This window comes from Kitasatospora sp. NPDC030952 (genome assembly GCF_055571335.1).
Window position 1 is genome coordinate 440896 of the sequence record NZ_JBVIFM010000003.1, and the last position, 15082, is coordinate 455977.

Consider the following 15082-nt stretch of genomic DNA (forward strand, 5'->3'; position numbering starts at 1 on the left):
GGATCATTGCCGGTGAACGTTTGGCCTCGCGCGGCGCCCGGGTACGCCAGGCCTACGGCGGTCATTCCGCCCGGAAGCGCGCCGGCTCCGCCCGGGGATCGGCCGGAATCGGCCGCGATCGGCTCAGGATCGGCAGGATGGCGCCCCGGCCGGGAGGTGGGTCGGCACCCGGTTCGGCCCCGGAGGGCCCGGGTGGGGCCCGGCGGGCGCCGGGTCAGAGGCCCATCCGCCGGTGCCGCTGCTCGAAGGCGCGCAGCGCGCGCAGGAAGTCGACCTTGCGGAAGGCCGGCCAGTACGCCTCGCAGAAGTAGAACTCGCTGTGCGCGCTCTGCCAGAGCAGGAATCCGGACAGCCGCTGTTCGCCCGAGGTGCGGATGATCAGGTCCGGGTCGGGCTGGTTGGCGGTGTAGAGGTGCTCGGAGATGTGCTCGACGGTCAGGATCTCGGCCAGTTCCTCGATCGAGGTGCCGCGCCCGGCGTGCTCCTGGAGCAGCGAGCGGACGGCGTCGGCGATCTCGTGCCGACCGCCGTAGCCGACCGCGACGTTGACGGTGATGCCGTCGATCGCGGAGGTCTCCTCGGCGGCGCGCTTGAGCACGTCGGCGGTGTGCTGCGGGAGCAGGTCCAGCGCGCCGACCGGGTTGACCCGCCAGCGGCGGGCGGCGGCCAGGCCGGTGACGGCGTCCTCGATGATGCCGAGCAGCGGGACGAGTTCGTCGGCCGGGCGGTCCAGGTTGTCGGTGGAGAGCATCCACAGGGTGACGACCTTGACGTGGGTCTCGTCGCACCAGCCGAGGAACTCGCTGATCTTGTCGGCGCCGCGCTGGTGGCCGTACGCGGTGGAGCCGCCGGCGGCCTTGGCCCAGCGGCGGTTGCCGTCGAGGATCACGCCGATGTGGTGGGGGGTGCGGCCGAGGTGGACCTCGACCCGGCGACCGTACAGCCGGTACATCCCGCCCAGCAGGGTGCGCAGCCCCGGCGTCCGTTCGGCGACATCGCGCAGACCCATGGTTTCCCGGCCCCTCCGTACTCGTTCGGGCCGGTTCGTCCCCGGCCCCGGCGCAGCCTACTCCGGCGCGCAGGCGCGCGGTAAAGCCGCAGGTAGCGGTCTGGTCACGGTCCTGTACGAAGTCTGTCGCGGCGGGCGTGTCCGGGCCCGCGGGCGGGTCCGGCGGGGCCCGCGGGGCGGGTGCGGCCGTCGTGGACACGGAACGGTCTCCGAATCCTTAAGGGAGCCGTAAACCGGTTGTCGCGTCCTTGACGTCCGGCAATGGTCTAGTCCAGCTTTTGACCCGAGGCGGAACGGAACACCCCGCCTCCAGGAGTCACCTGCGGACCTCCCCTCCCCCACACGCGGCCGCCGCGCCCCCCACCGCGGCGGCCGCTCCTTCCCCAGGAGCGTCACCCATGGCCCGTACGCCGAACCAGCCCGCGCACCGGCGCCGGCGCAGCCCCCTCCCGGCCCTCGCGGCCGGCGCCACCGCCCTCGCCCTGGCCGGCGGCGGCCTCGCCCTCTTCGCCGGCGGCGCCAGCGCGGCGGACGGCAACCTGGTCACCGACGGCGGTTTCGAGAGCGGACTCGGCGGCTGGTCCTGCACCGGCGGCGCGACCGCGGTGTCCTCGCCGGTGCACTCCGGCAGCGGTGCGCTGCAGGCCACCCCGGGCGCGGGCGACACCGCCGAGTGCACCCAGACCATCAGCGTGCTGCCCAACACCAGCTACACCCTCAGCGCCTGGGTGCAGGGCCCGTACGTCTACCTCGGGGCGCGCGGCACCGGCGGCACCGACCCGTCCGCCTGGTCGAACCAGAACAGCTGGAACCAGCTCTCCAGCACCTTCACCACCGGGGCGAACGCCACCAGCGTCACGGTCTACCTGCACGGCTGGTACGGGCAGGGCGCCTACCTCGCCGACGACGTCGCGCTGGTCGGCCCGGGCGGCACCGCCACCCCCTCGCCGACGGCCACCCCCACCAGGACGCCGACCCCGACGCCGACGGCCACCGCCTCCCCGACCGCCACTGCGACGCCCACCCGGACCCCCACCGCGACGCCGACCCCCACGGCCACCCCGACCGCGACTCCGACCGCGACCCCGACCGCGACCACCCCGCCGGCCACCGGCCTGCCGGCGCACGCGCTCACCGGCTACTGGCAGAACTTCGACAACGGCTCGACCCCGCAGCGCCTGAGCGACGTCCAGAACGCGTACGACATCATCGCGGTCTCCTTCGCCGACGCCGTGCCGACCCGGACCGGCGCGATCAGCTTCACCCTGGACCCGGGCCTGTCCAAGGCGCTCGGCGGCTACACCGACGCCCAGTTCCGCGCCGACATCAAGGCCAAGCAGGCGGCCGGCAAGAAGGTCGTCCTCTCCATCGGCGGCCAGAACGGCGCGATCACCGTCGGCGACGCCACCGCCGGGGCGAACTTCGCCGACAGCGCCTCCGCGATCCTCAAGGACTACGGCTTCGACGGCGTCGACGTCGACCTGGAGAACGGCGTCCAGGCCGGACCGCTGGGCGACGCGCTGCACGCCCTGCAGGCCAAGGTCGGCCCCGGCTTCGTGCTGACCATGGCCCCCGAGACCATCGGGATGTACAGCACCGCCGGCGCCTACTTCCAGCTGGCGCTGAACACCAAGGACATCCTGACCGTCGTCAACACCCAGTTCTACAACTCGGGCGGCATGAACGGCTGCGACGGCAAGGTCTACAACCAGGGCACGATCGACTTCATCACCTCGCAGGTCTGCACCCACATCCAGGGCGGTCTGCGGCCCGACCAGGTCGGCATCGGGGTCCCCGCCTCCGGCAAGGCGGCGGGCGGCGGCTACGTCGACCCGTCGGTGGTGAACAACGCGCTCAACTGCCTGGCCACCGGCAACAACTGCGGCAGCTTCGTGCCGCCGGCCAAGTGGCCCACCATCCGGGGCGCGATGACCTGGTCCACCAACTGGGACGCCAACAACGGCAACGCCTTCTCGAACGCCGTCGGCCCGTTCGTCCACAAGATGCCCTGAGGACTGTCCGCAGAGCCGCAACTCCCTTAGACCGACCGGCAAATGGTGAGCGGTCTTCGGCGCGCCACTCCTTGAGGGTGGGGCCGGCGCGCCGACGGAAGGGGCCCGCCGTACCGGTTCCGGTACGGCGGGCCCCTTCCGCGCTACCGGGCCAGCACCGCGGTGAGCGCGCCCAGCAGCAGGAAGGGGCCGACCGGGACTTCGAGGCCGCGCCACGGGCGGCGGCGGACCAGCAGGGCGGCGACCCGCAGGGTGCCCCACAGCCCGGCGAGCACCACCGCGGCGACCAGCCCACCGATCGCCACCCACCAGCCGTACCAGCCGAGCAGCCCGCCCAGGGCGAGCCCGAGCGGCGAGTCGCCGGGGCCCAACGCGCCGATCTGGACGGCGACTTCGAGCAGCGCCCCGACGGTCAGCGCGACCAGCAGGCAGCGCAGCAGCACCCCGGGGCGCCCCTCGGCCAGCGCCGCCACCGCCAGCAGCGCGGCCACTCCGGCCAGCAGCGGCCCGGTCAGCCGGTAGGGCAGTCGGCGCACCCGGGCGTCCGTGAAGCCGAGGGCCACCCCGAGCCCGCCCGCCCAGGCCAGCGCCGCCGTCTGCGGCCCGTCCGCCGCGTACGCCACCGCGACCGCGACCACCGCCGCGACCGCCTCCACCGCTCCCGCCCCGGGGCCCAGCCGGCCGCGGCAGCCCGGGCAGCGCCCGGTCGGCGGCAGTGCGGCCCCCACCGCGCGGCCGCACAACGGGCAGGCCCCGCACCAGGGTTCGCCCTCGGGGACGGCGAAGCGGGCGACCAGCGCACGCAGCAGCGGAGCCACCAGGAGTCCGACCAGTACCGCCCCGGCCACGACCACCACCACCGGCACTCCCCTCCTCGTCGACGGACCGGGCCCCATCTTCCCGTCCGGAGCGGGCGGTCGGTGTGCCGTCCGTCTCGTTCCGCGCCGGAATCCGTGCGGGATTCGGATGGCGTTCCTCGCATACATGAGCATTCCGGACATCGAGCCACCGGTTTGAAAGGCCGCCCGACGCCCCCGCCTGCCGATCCAAGGGGGCCCTTGCGAACCCGGCGGGCCGTGCTCCCGAACGCCCCGCCCGGGGCCCCGCCGAGCCCCTAAAGTAGGCAGGCATGCAGGTCATCCAGTCCAGCAAGCTCGCCAACGTCTGCTACGACATCCGCGGCCCGGTGCTCGACGAGGCGATGCGGCTGGAGGAACAGGGCCACCGCATCCTCAAGCTCAACACCGGCAACCCCGCCACCTTCGGCTTCGAGGCACCCCCGGAGATCCTCCAGGACATCCTGCGCAACCTCGCGAACGCGCACGGGTACGGCGACTCCAAGGGCCTGCTCTCGGCCCGCCGCGCCGTGGTCATGCACTACGAGGAGCGCGGGCTGCACGGGCTCTCCGTCGACGACGTCTTCCTCGGCAACGGCGTCTCCGAGCTGATCCAGCTCGCCATGACCGCGCTGCTGGACGACGGCGACGAGGTGCTCGTCCCGGCGCCGGACTACCCGCTGTGGACCGCCTCGGTCTCGCTGGCCGGCGGCACCGCGGTGCACTACCGCTGCGACGAGCAGTCCGAGTGGTACCCGGACCTCGCCGACATCGAGTCCAAGGTCACCGACCGGACCAGGGCCATCGTGGTGATCAACCCGAACAACCCGACCGGCGCGGTCTACCCGCGCGAGGTGCTGGAGGGCATCGCCGAGATCGCCCGCCGGCACCAGCTGGTGGTCTACGCGGACGAGATCTACGACAAGATCCTCTACGACGACGCCGAGCACGTCCCGCTGGCCACCCTGGCCCCGGACCTCTTCTGCGTCACCTTCAACGGACTGTCCAAGGCGTACCGGGTGGCCGGCTTCCGCTCCGGCTGGATGGTGCTCTCCGGCGACCGCCAGCGCGCCCACAGCTACGTCGAGGGCCTGACCGTGCTCGCCTCGATGCGGCTGTGCGCCAACATGCCCGCCCAGCACGCGGTGGCCGCCGCGCTCGGCGGACGGCAGTCGATCAAGGACCTGGTGCTGCCCGGCGGCCGGCTGCTCGCCTCCCGCGACGCCGCGTACGAGCTGCTCAACGCGATCCCCGGGGTCAGCTGCGTCAAGCCCAAGGGCGCGCTGTACGCCTTCCCCCGGCTGGACCCCAAGGTCTACAAGATCAAGGACGACGCCCAGATGGTGCTGGACCTGCTGCGCTCCGAGCGCATCCTGCTGGTCCAGGGCACCGGCTTCAACTGGCCCGAGCCGGACCACTTCCGGCTGGTCACGCTGCCCCGGCCGGAGGAGATCACCGACGCGGTGACCAGGATCGGCGAGTTCCTCAGCGGCTACGCCCAGCCGTAGGGGCTACACCCGGCCGTAGGGGCTACACCCGGCCGTAGGGGCTGCACCCAGCCGGAGAGCCGGAGGGGCCGCACCCGGCCGGAGGGCCCGGTGGAACGGAAAACACTACGGCCGGAGTCCCGGCCCGGGCGGTCTCCTTGGTCGGGGAAAGACCACCCGGCGGAACTCCGGCCGTCCCATCGCTCGGCCGGCGCGCGGTTCGTGCCGCGCGCCGGCCTCTCGCTCGGCTGAGGCTGAGACCAAGGCTCAGTTTCAGCCGAGGCGCGCGACCAGGCTCCGGTACTCGTCCCACAGCTCCTTCGGGGTGTGGTCGCCGAACAGCTCCAGGTGGGCCGGCACCAGCGCGGCCTCCTGGCGCCAGATGTCGGCGTCCACGGTGAAGAGCAGGTCGAGGTCCTCCTCGGACAGCTTCAGGTCACCCAGGTCGAAGCCGTCGACCTTCGGCAGCACGCCGATCGGGGTTTCGACGCCCTCGGCGGTGCCCTCCAGGCGCTCGACGATCCACTTGAGCACGCGGCTGTTCTCGCCGTAGCCGGGCCAGACGAACTTGCCCTCGGCGTTCTTGCGGAACCAGTTGACGTAGTAGATCTTCGGCAGCTTGGCGGCGTCCGCCTGGGCGCCGACCTTCAGCCAGTGGGCGAAGTAGTCGCCCATGTTGTAGCCGCAGAACGGCAGCATCGCGAACGGGTCGCGGCGCAGTTCGCCGACGGTGCCCTCGGCGGCGGCGGTCTTCTCGGAGGCGATGTTGGCGCCCAGGAAGACGCCGTGCTGCCAGTCGAAGGACTCGGTCACCAGCGGGACGGCGGTGGCCCGGCGGCCGCCGAACAGGATCGCCGAGATCGGCACGCCCGCCTGGTCCTCCCACTCCGGGGCGATGGTCGGGCACTGCGCGGCCGGGACGGCGAAGCGGGCGTTCGGGTGGGCGGCCGGGGTGCCGGACTCGGGGGTCCAGTCGTTGCCGCGCCAGTCGATGAGGTGCGCCGGGGGCTCCTCGGTGAGGCCCTCCCACCACACGTCGCCGTCGTCGGTGAGGGCGACGTTGGTGAAGACGGTGTTGCCCCAGAGGGTGTCGATGGCGTTGGCGTTGGTGTCCACGCCGGTGCCGGGGGCGACGCCGAAGAACCCCGCCTCGGGGTTGATCGCGTAGAGGCGGCCGTCCTCCTTGTTGAACCGCATCCAGGCGATGTCGTCGCCGATGGTCTCGACCTTCCAGCCCGGGATGGTCGGCTGGAGCATGGCCAGGTTGGTCTTGCCGCAGGCCGACGGGAAGGCCGCCGCGACGTACTTGACCTCACCGGACGGCGGGGTGAGCTTAAGGATCAGCATGTGCTCGGCCAGCCAGCCCTCGTCGCGGGCCATGGTCGAGGCGATGCGCAGCGCGTAGCACTTCTTGCCGAGCAGGGCGTTGCCGCCGTAGCCGGAGCCGAAGGACCAGATCTCCTTGGTCTCCGGGAAGTGCGAGATGTACTTGGTACTGTTGCACGGCCACGGGACGTCCGCCTCACCCGCGGCCAGCGGGGCGCCGACGGTGTGGACGGCCTTGACGAAGTCCCCGTCCTCGCCGAGCTGGTCGAGCACGGCCTGGCCCATGCGGGTCATCACGCGCATCGACACCGCGACGTAGGCGGAGTCGGTGATCTCGACGCCGTACGCGGCCAGCGGGGAGCCGACCGGGCCCATCGAGAAGGGCACGACGTACATCGTGCGGCCCTTCATCGCGCCGCGGAACAGGCCCTGCTCGCCCTGGAAGATCGCCCGCATCTCGGCGGGGGCCTTCCAGTGGTTGGTCGGTCCGGCGTCCTTCTCCTGCTCGGAGCAGATGAAGGTGCGGTCCTCGACGCGCGCCACGTCCGAGGGGTCCGAGGCGGCGTAGTAGGAGTTGGGGCGCTTCTCCTCGTTCAGCTTCTTGAAGGTGCCCTGCGCCACCAGCAGGTCCGCGAGGCGCTGGTACTCCTCGTCGGAACCGTCACACCACTCGATGCGGTCCGGCTGGGTGAGCTCGGCGATCTCGCTCACCCAAGCGAGCAGCTGCTTGTGGCGGGTGGGCGCGGATGCGCTGAGAGCAGAGATCTCGTACGACACGATCGCTCCGTTTCACGCCGTCTCGGCGAGGAGACGGCGTTGCGGGGGTCTGAGGGTGCTTGCAGCGTAGCTCCGGGTCCTGGCCCTCAACGCGGCACTCCGGCGAAATTGACGCATCTTTTACTACAGTAAGTATGATTACCGGCCAGTAGTGGGCCGGGAACCTCCGGGACGGAGTGCGCGGCACCACACTCCGATTGCTCCAAAACGTCCAAGAGTGATGAGCGCCACTTCATTACGCATCAGTAACCTACGGTCCCGTAGGTAGCAGGTAGCATGCTGCGCATGACTGCTGCTGCGCTCGCGGAGAGCACTGGGGAGGATCCGGCCGAGGGCCGGGAGGGCAAGCCGAAGTGGCGCGGCTGGCTGCACGCCGGAATGTTCCCCGCCACCGTCGCCGCCGGGATCGTGCTGATCTGCCTGGCCGACTCCACACCGGCCAAGATCGCCTGCGCGATCTACTCGATCAGCGCCTGGCTGCTGTTCGGCGTCAGCGCGGTGTACCACCGCTTCGACTGGGGCCCGCGGGGGGACGCCGTGCTCCGGCGGCTGGACCACGCGAACATCTTCCTGATCATCGCGGGCACCTACACCCCGTTCACCATGCTGCTGCTCAAGGGCGCCGAGCAGCAGATACTGCTCTGGGTCGCCTGGGGCGGGGCGCTCGCCGGGATAGCTTTCCGGGTGTTCTGGGTCGGCGCGCCGCGCTGGCTGTACACCCCCGTGTACATCGCGCTGGGCTGGGCCGCCGCCTTCTTCCTGCCGGACTTCCTGCGCGCCGGCGGGGTCGCCGTGCTGGTGCTGATGATCGTCGGCGGGGTGCTCTACAGCATCGGCGGCGTGGTGTACGGGCTCAAGCGGCCCAACCCCTCACCGCGCTGGTTCGGCTTCCACGAGGTGTTCCACGCCTTCACCCTCGGCGCCTTCATCGTGCAGTACGTCGGCGTCTCACTGGTGGCGTACAGCGTGGCCGGCTGAACCCGGCGCGCCCCGACGGGCGGTCGTCCGGTCCGCGGACCGGGTGGCCGCCCGTTCGGCCGTCCAGGGCCGCTCGTACCCGGCCCGGCCCTGCGGGCGGCGCGGGTACGACGGGTGCTCGGCGCCGTCCGGCGCCGACTGCGGCGGCTGCGGGGAGCCCGGGGACTGCGGGGAGCTCTGGGACTGCGGGGAGCTCTGGGAGCCCGGGGAGTGCGGGTGCACCGCCTCCGCCGATCCCAGCGGCTCCGGCGGCTCCGACTCGACCTCCGGGCGCACCGCCCAGGCGGCCGACACCATCCGCCCCCGCGCCTGCCGGGCGTCCAGCGCCTCGCGGGCCCGGCGGCAGCGCTCGCAGTGGGCGGCGTCCGGGATGCCGCGCCGGGGCCGGTGACCGGCCGGGGAGGCCTGCCGGTGCATCGCCCGCCAGCGCCGGCCGACGTACCCCATCAGCAGCAGCGTCTCGACCCCGGCGACCACGAGGACCAGCGGCGGGCCCTTGATCAGATAGGCCGCGACCACGGCCAGCGCGGCACCCACCACCACGACCGCGCCCCACGTCTGGACACTCGCCCGGCTGTCGTCACTGTCGGCCACTTCGGCTCCCCTTTCCCGGCGCCGGGCTCGTGGTCGGCTCCTGCCGCCCCACCCCTTCTCCGCTCTCGGCACGCGTCCGGCCAGCACTGACCGATTGCCACATGGTATCTACCGACAGTCACCCGGCACCGCCCCGGGGCGGCGAACGACAGATCAACGTTGCGTCAATTCCTTGTGCGGAAGCGGCACTTCCAGGACACATTACGCAGAGTGATTGAATGGCCGCCCTACTTTCATATTGACAGTCGCCACCTTTTGAGAGTTACTCTCATTTGAGAGAGACTCCCTTGCCAGGGCCTGGAGGCTGCCGTGTCCACCGCACCGCACGTACCACCCGCACCGCCCGTGCCACCCGCATCGCCCGTACGACCCGCACCGCCCGCTCACGGCGCCGGGGTCGCGGACCCGCGCCGGTGGCTCGCCCTGGTCGCCGTCGCGCTGAGCGTCCTGGTGGTCAGCTTCGACATGACGATCCTCAACGTCGCCCTGCCCACCCTGGCCTCGCAGTTGCGGGCCACCACCGGCCAGCAGCAGTGGATCGTCGACGCCTACACCGTGGTCTTCGCCGCCGTGATGCTCCCGGCCGGCCTGCTCGGCGACCGCTACGGCCGCCGCCGCACCCTCACCACCGGCCTCGCCCTGTTCGGACTCGCCTCCGCCATCGGGATGCTCACCGACTCCCCCGGCACCCTGATCGCCGCCCGCGCCGCGATGGGCCTGGCCGCCGCGCTCGTCATGCCGATGTCGCTCGCGGTCATCTCCGGGATCTTCCCGGCCGGCGAACGGCGCAAGGCCACCGCGATCCTCACCGCCGCGATCGCCGGCGGCGCCCCGCTCGGGCCGCTCATCGGAGGCCTGCTGCTCCAGCACTTCTGGTGGGGCTCGGTCTTCGCGGTCAACATCCCGCTGACCGTGATCGGCATCGTCGCCTGCGTCCTGCTGCTGCCCGAGACCCGCAACCCCGCCGCACCCCGGATGGACCTGCCCGGCACCGCGCTCGCCGCCACCGGCCTCGGCGCGCTCACCTACGGCATCATCGAGGGCTCCGACCGCGGCTGGTCCGACCCCCTGGTCCTCACCACCCTGATCGGCTCGGTGCTGCTGCTCACCGCCCTGGTCCTGCGCAGCCGCCGCCAACGCGAGCCGATGCTCGACCTCGCCCTGCTCGCCGACCCCACCTTCCGCTGGTCCTCCGCCGCCGCCACCCTGATCTCACTCGTCCTGTTCGGCGCCTTCTTCGTCCTGCCGCTCTACTTCCAGAGCGTGCTCGGCACCGACGCCCTCGGCTCCGGGCTGCGGCTGATGCCGATGATGCTCGGCCTGCTGATCGCCGCCAAGCTCAGCGAACGGCTGGTCGAGCGGCTCGGCACCCGCGCCGTCATCACCCTCGGCCTGGCCCTGCTCGCCGCCGCCCTGCTCTTCGGCAGCCGCACCGCCGTCTCCGACGGGTACGGGCGGGCCGCGGCCTGGCTCACCGTCCTCGGCCTGGGCATGGGCCTCGCCCTGATCACCGCCCAGGCCTCCGCCCTGATCACCCTGCCACCCGCCCGGGCCGGCGTCGGCTCCGGACTGCTCCAGACCCTGCGCCAGGTCGGCGGCGCGATCGGGATCGCCGCCTTCGGCAGCCTGGCCGCCGGGGCGTACCGGGGCGCACTGGACACCGGCGGGCTGTCCGCCGAGGCCGCGCACCGGGCGGGGAAGTCGGTGGTCGCCGCCGAGGCCGTCGCCCGGGAGACCGGACGGCCCGCGCTCGGCGCCGCCGCCCACGCGGCGTACGTGCACGGCATGGGGGTGGTACTGCTGGTCGCCGGGCTGGTCGCGGTCCTCTCGGCGGTGCTGGTCGCGGCCCGGATGCCGGGCGGCGCCGCGGCCGACGGTCCCACGCCCACGGCCGAGCCCACTACCGACGGTCCCGCGCCCACGGGCGCCGCGGCGAAGCAGCCCGGGACCACCGCCACCGGAGACGACGGATAATCGGGACCATGAACACCTCGCAGTCGACCGCGGCCCTCCCGGGCGCCCCGGCCAACCCGGTCCAGGCCCTGTTGGAGGCGCCGCTGTCGCTGCGCGAGCGCAAGAAGCTGAAGACCCGGCAGACCGTGCGCCGCGAGGCGTACCGGCTGTTCTCCGCCCAGGGCTACGAGAACACCACGGTGGAGCAGATCGCCGCCGCCGCCGAGATCTCCCCCTCCACCTTCTTCCGCTACTTCGCCACCAAGGACGACCTGGTCCTCACCGACGAGTACGACCCGGTGATCATCGACACCCTGCTGGAGCGCCCCGCCGACGAGCCCTTCCTGCAGTCCTGCCGGACCGTGCTGATCGGGCTGATCCACGACCTGCTCGAACATGACCGGCAGGAGATGGTCACCCGGATGCGGCTGGTCACCGAGGTCCCCGCGCTGCGCGCCGGGCTCTCCCGCAGCGGCAGTAGCCCCCACGAGCTCTTCCTCACCGTGCTGACCCGGCGGGCCGGCGTCGAGGAGCCGACCTACGACATGCGGGTCACCGCCGCCGCCCTCGGCGCGGCCACCACCGAGGCGGTGCTGCGCTGGGCGGCGGGCGACGGGCGGGAGGACATCGCGGAACTGGTCGACCACACCTACGCGCTGCTGGAGAGCGGCTTCGCCGGGGTGTGAGCGGCGGACGCGTCGACGGGGCCCGGCTCGTCGAGCCGGGCCCCGTCCGGGGTCAGTGGGTGATTCCCGCCGTCAGCGGGTGACCCCCGCCCTCAGCCGGTGCTCCGCGTCAGCGGGTGTTCCGCCTCCGCCGCAGCACCGCGCCGGCGCCCACCAGCGCGGTGGCGCCCAGCGCCGCGGCCGCCGTCACGGCCGGGACCGCCGAGTCGCCGACCGCCGCCGCCGTGTCCGCCGCGGCGTCCAGCGGGTACCCGCCGCCCTTGCCCTCCCGGTCGTACGCCGAGCCGGGCAGCTTGTCCCCGTACCGCTGGTGCACCAGCTGCTGGTACGCGGCCAGCGACGCCCCGCCCGCGCCCACCGAGCGCCGGGCCTCGTCGTCCAGCGGCAGCACCCGGCCGTCGCGCAGCACGTACCAGGCGTTGACCTGCGGCTCCCGGAAGGCCGTACCGCCGCCGCTGTCGGCCGCCTTCGCCGCGTAGTCGCTCTCGTCGCCGCCGGAGGCGATGTTGACGACCCGCCAGGCATCGCCCTGGCGGACGGTCCATACCGAGGCGGTCTGCCCGTCCGCCGCGACCACCTTGCTGGCCGTGAACTCCGCCTTGGCCACCGGCGCGCCCGGGGTGCCGGCCACGAAGCCGGCGTCCAGGGTGTAGACCGGCACGGTGTCCCCGGCCAGCCGGGGCGCCGCGTCGCCGGCCGCCTTCGCCTCCTCGGCGGCGCCGATGGTCAGCTGCTGGGTCGGCGGGACGCCCTTGCGGGCGAAGAAGTGACCCACCTTGTCGAGCACCGACGGGTCCTGGACGGCACTGCGGGCCCGGGCCAGGTCGGCGGCGGGCACCGGTGCGGGGGCGCCCTGGGCCGGGGCGCCCGAGACCGGGGCGTCGGCGTGCGCGGCCGGGGCGAGCGCCAGCGCGAGGCCGGCGGCGAACAGCGCGGTGACGGCGGCCCGACGGGCCTTGCTGAGCTCGGTCATGGTCGTCCTCACGCGCCGATCCGGTACAGGGAGTGGGTCCACGAGAACGTGTCGTTGTTCACGTAGTACCAGTAATCCGCCCAGTTGTAGCGGTAGTTGGACGGCCACGGGTCACCCCAGTAGACCCAGTTGTTGCTGGTGTCGTAGCCGTACACGACGTGCATGTGACCGCCGCCCGAACTCCACTGGATGCGCGTCTCGACCGGCCGGTTGGCGTCCACCTCCGACTGCACGGTGCTGTAGCGCAGGTAGCCGGTGACGTACGAACCCGGGTTGATGCCGACCCAGTCCAGCCCGTTCTGCACGTCCGCCAGCGACGCCTGGCTGTTGGGGCAGCTGGAGTCGATCGAGCGGCCGAACGCGGCGTTGCAGAACTGGTTCTGGCTGTAGTTGTAGCCGAACCAGGAGGCGATGGTGTTCCCGCTCGCCGCCCAGCACCAGTTGGTCTGCTGTTGCTGCTGCATGGTGATGTTGAGCTTCTTGTACGTGCCGGCCAGGTCGGCCGTGCTGCCGGGCGCGGCCGCCTGGCGGACCTGGGCGAGTCGCCCTTGGACGTTCGTGGGGGCGGCGACCGCCGGGGTGGCCACCGCGGCGGTCAGCGCCGGACCGAGGACGCCGAGGGCCAGCAGGGCGACCGCGCGACGCAGCCGTATCCGTGGAACTGGCATGGGGGAATGCCTCCTTGCGAGTGGAGCGAGGTGCTGTGTGGGGGCGCGGTCCGGATCGCGCCCCGAGCATCGCGCCGCCGACGGAGGCCGGTCAACGCCCCCGTAAGGGCCCCGATCACGCTGTGAACGGGCCCGCGCGGATGTGAACGGCACCCCGGGAACCACCGCGCGAGCTGCCCGGACCGGTGACAAACCGCCGTCCGGATGTGAATATTCACGGTCAAAACCCGGTACGCAACCGCCAGGAGGCCGCCATCCACCGGAGCGACCCAGCCGACCTCGCCGCCGCCCTGCGCACCGGCCCCTTCCACCACGCCCTGCGCACCGCCATCACCACCCGCGGCCTCGCGCTCCACCGCATCCGCCGCCACCTCGCGCTGCGCGGCGTCAACGTCGGCCTCACCAGCCTCAGTTACTGGCAGCAGGGCCGCCGCCGCCCCGAACGCCCCGAATCACTGCGCGCCGTCGCCGCCCTCGAAGACGTCCTCGACCTACCCGAACACTCGCTCACCCGGCTCCTCGGCCCCCGCCGCACCGCCACCGCCGCCGGACCACCCGTACGCCCCTACCGCGACCTGATCTCCCCGCCCACCGCCGTCGACGACCTCCTCGCCACCCTCGCCGGCCCCCGCGACACCGGCCTCCACACCATCACCCACATCGAACGCATCCGCATCGGCCCCGACCGCCAACTCACCCGCCGCGACTCCCAACACGCCCTGCGCGCCCACCGCGACGGCATCGACCGCTACCTCGCCCTCCACCAGGGCGACCCCGGCAGCGACACCACCCTCGTCGGCGTCCGCGCCGAGGAGAACTGCCGCCCCGGCCGCATCCGCCGCGACCAGACCCACCACCTGATCGCCGCCGAACTCCTCCTCGACCGCCGCCTCCGCGCCGGCGACACCCACCTCCTCGGCTACGGCTTCGACGACGCCCCCTCCCCCACGCCCACCTGCGAATACATCCGCGGCTTCAACTCCGGCGCCGGCCAGTACGTCCTCCAGATCACCTTCCACCCCACCGCCCTCCCCGTCCGCTGCCACCGCGTCGCCCTCCGCTCCCCCGGCGAAACCCCCTACGAGACGGAGGAGCTCACCCTCGACGGCCACCACTGCGTCCACCTGGTGGCCACCGCCGTCCGCCCGTGCATCCTGGGGATCCGCTGGGACTGGGAGTGAGCGGCGGCGGTCAGTGCGACCAGTACGGATCGTCGACGTCGGGGGCGGGAACCTGGCCGGTCGGTCGCTCGCCGATCGGAGGGGCGCCGTAGTCCTTCTCGGGCTGGTAGCGCACCCCGAAGGCATCCGCGCTCATGAGCACCCGCACGGTCGAATCGGTCGTGGAACTGATCACCGTCAACGTGAACACGGCGTCGCCGCGTCCGGAACAGTGCAGTTCGGTGTAGTGCGTCACCGCGCTGCTCTCGGTGCTGTCGGACCGCCTGCAATCGCCCCATAGCTGCGTCATCCGGTCCAGCAGCACCGGGATCTTCGCCTGAGCCACCTTCGTCCGCGCCGAGACCACCTCGCTGACGCTGGACAGGAGACTCGGCTCGCCATCGGCGTGTTCCGGTCCCCGTTCCACTGCGTAGAAACCGCCGTAGTAGGCCATCGGCGGGACGGTGGCTCCCATCGCAGCCTGCAGCGTGCCGTCGAGCTGCGCCTTCACCTCCTGCGGGTTGCGGGCACCCTCCCGGTCCTTCAGACCCATCGGTCCGTACCCGCCGTAGAAGAGCCCGGCCCCGGTGGCCAGCACGACCACCGCTGCCACCGCACAGCCC

At 72.5% G+C, this 15082-nt stretch carries 13 protein-coding genes; 6 read left to right on the plus strand and 7 right to left on the minus strand.

What is annotated here, in order from left to right:
• Nucleotides 1-214 precede the first annotated feature (214 nt).
• Nucleotides 215-1009, minus strand: a complete 795-nt coding sequence (locus ACZ47G_RS09565; RefSeq protein WP_465740852.1) for an isoprenyl transferase — start codon at nucleotides 1007-1009, stop codon at nucleotides 215-217.
• 398 nt (nucleotides 1010-1407) lie between these two features.
• On the opposite strand from ACZ47G_RS09565, the gene ACZ47G_RS09570 reads away from it, so the two are divergent.
• Entirely contained in the window at nucleotides 1408-3021 is a 1614-nt protein-coding gene (locus ACZ47G_RS09570) for a chitinase (protein ID WP_465740853.1), read from the plus strand.
• Nucleotides 3022-3164: 143 nt separating this feature from the next.
• Here the strand turns inward: ACZ47G_RS09570 and ACZ47G_RS09575 are convergent, their stop codons facing one another.
• The gene (locus tag ACZ47G_RS09575) at nucleotides 3165-3881 is read right to left on the minus strand and encodes a prepilin peptidase (protein WP_465740854.1); all 717 of its coding nucleotides are present in this window, start codon (nucleotides 3879-3881) and stop codon (nucleotides 3165-3167) included.
• A gap of 269 nt (nucleotides 3882-4150) precedes the next feature.
• Between ACZ47G_RS09575 and ACZ47G_RS09580 the strand changes: the two genes are divergently transcribed.
• The gene (locus tag ACZ47G_RS09580; protein ID WP_465740855.1) at nucleotides 4151-5365 is read left to right on the plus strand and encodes a pyridoxal phosphate-dependent aminotransferase; all 1215 of its coding nucleotides are present in this window, start codon (nucleotides 4151-4153) and stop codon (nucleotides 5363-5365) included.
• Between the two features lie 252 nt (nucleotides 5366-5617).
• On the opposite strand, the gene ACZ47G_RS09585 is transcribed toward ACZ47G_RS09580, so the two are convergent.
• Complete coding sequence (locus ACZ47G_RS09585; RefSeq protein WP_465740856.1) at nucleotides 5618-7447, minus strand: phosphoenolpyruvate carboxykinase (GTP); 1830 nt, start codon at nucleotides 7445-7447, stop codon at nucleotides 5618-5620.
• A gap of 285 nt (nucleotides 7448-7732) precedes the next feature.
• Here ACZ47G_RS09585 and trhA point away from each other — a divergent pair, with 285 nt between their 5' ends.
• Nucleotides 7733-8425 (plus strand): PAQR family membrane homeostasis protein TrhA, encoded by a 693-nt coding sequence (trhA, locus tag ACZ47G_RS09590; protein WP_465740857.1) that lies wholly within the window; start codon nucleotides 7733-7735, stop codon nucleotides 8423-8425.
• On the opposite strand, the gene ACZ47G_RS09595 is transcribed toward trhA, so the two are convergent.
• On the minus strand, nucleotides 8396-9019 hold the full coding sequence (locus tag ACZ47G_RS09595) for a hypothetical protein (RefSeq protein ID WP_465740858.1): 624 nt from the start codon (nucleotides 9017-9019) through the stop codon (nucleotides 8396-8398). The genes trhA and ACZ47G_RS09595 overlap by 30 nt on opposite strands.
• A gap of 345 nt (nucleotides 9020-9364) precedes the next feature.
• Between ACZ47G_RS09595 and ACZ47G_RS09600 the strand changes: the two genes are divergently transcribed.
• Both ACZ47G_RS09600 and ACZ47G_RS09605 read left to right on the plus strand, forming a co-directional pair.
• Nucleotides 9365-10993, plus strand: coding sequence for an MFS transporter (locus ACZ47G_RS09600; protein WP_465740893.1), 1629 nt, complete (start codon nucleotides 9365-9367; stop codon nucleotides 10991-10993).
• An 8-nt stretch (nucleotides 10994-11001) separates the two neighbouring features.
• On the plus strand, nucleotides 11002-11658 hold the full coding sequence (locus ACZ47G_RS09605) for a TetR family transcriptional regulator (protein WP_465740859.1): 657 nt from the start codon (nucleotides 11002-11004) through the stop codon (nucleotides 11656-11658).
• A gap of 109 nt (nucleotides 11659-11767) precedes the next feature.
• Here ACZ47G_RS09605 and ACZ47G_RS09610 read toward each other — a convergent pair whose 3' ends face one another.
• Both ACZ47G_RS09610 and ACZ47G_RS09615 read right to left on the minus strand, forming a co-directional pair.
• The gene (locus ACZ47G_RS09610; RefSeq protein ID WP_465740860.1) at nucleotides 11768-12631 is read right to left on the minus strand and encodes a hypothetical protein; all 864 of its coding nucleotides are present in this window, start codon (nucleotides 12629-12631) and stop codon (nucleotides 11768-11770) included.
• 8 nt (nucleotides 12632-12639) lie between these two features.
• Nucleotides 12640-13299 carry a papain-like cysteine protease family protein gene (locus tag ACZ47G_RS09615; RefSeq protein ID WP_465740861.1) on the minus strand — a complete coding sequence of 220 codons (660 nt, stop codon included), beginning with the start codon at nucleotides 13297-13299 and terminating at the stop codon, nucleotides 12640-12642.
• Nucleotides 13300-13511: 212 nt separating this feature from the next.
• On the opposite strand from ACZ47G_RS09615, the gene ACZ47G_RS09620 reads away from it, so the two are divergent.
• Complete coding sequence (locus tag ACZ47G_RS09620; protein WP_465740894.1) at nucleotides 13512-14480, plus strand: hypothetical protein; 969 nt, start codon at nucleotides 13512-13514, stop codon at nucleotides 14478-14480.
• Nucleotides 14481-14490: 10 nt separating this feature from the next.
• Here the strand turns inward: ACZ47G_RS09620 and ACZ47G_RS09625 are convergent, their stop codons facing one another.
• Entirely contained in the window at nucleotides 14491-15063 is a 573-nt protein-coding gene (locus ACZ47G_RS09625; protein ID WP_465740862.1) for a hypothetical protein, read from the minus strand.
• Between the last annotated feature and the right edge of the window lie 19 nt (nucleotides 15064-15082).

What these genes read in the sequence shown, in the direction of transcription:
- ACZ47G_RS09565 (WP_465740852.1), bottom strand. Translation starts at nt 1,009, where the DNA reads ATGGGTCTGCGCGATGTCGCCGAACGGACGCCGGGGCTGCGCACCCTG.
- ACZ47G_RS09570 (WP_465740853.1), top strand. Translation starts at nt 1,408, where the DNA reads ATGGCCCGTACGCCGAACCAGCCCGCGCACCGGCGCCGGCGCAGCCCC.
- ACZ47G_RS09580 (WP_465740855.1), top strand. Translation starts at nt 4,151, where the DNA reads ATGCAGGTCATCCAGTCCAGCAAGCTCGCCAACGTCTGCTACGACATC.
- trhA (WP_465740857.1), top strand. Translation starts at nt 7,733, where the DNA reads ATGACTGCTGCTGCGCTCGCGGAGAGCACTGGGGAGGATCCGGCCGAG.
- ACZ47G_RS09605 (WP_465740859.1), top strand. Translation starts at nt 11,002, where the DNA reads ATGAACACCTCGCAGTCGACCGCGGCCCTCCCGGGCGCCCCGGCCAAC.
- ACZ47G_RS09610 (WP_465740860.1), bottom strand. Translation starts at nt 12,631, where the DNA reads ATGACCGAGCTCAGCAAGGCCCGTCGGGCCGCCGTCACCGCGCTGTTC.
- ACZ47G_RS09615 (WP_465740861.1), bottom strand. Translation starts at nt 13,299, where the DNA reads ATGCCAGTTCCACGGATACGGCTGCGTCGCGCGGTCGCCCTGCTGGCC.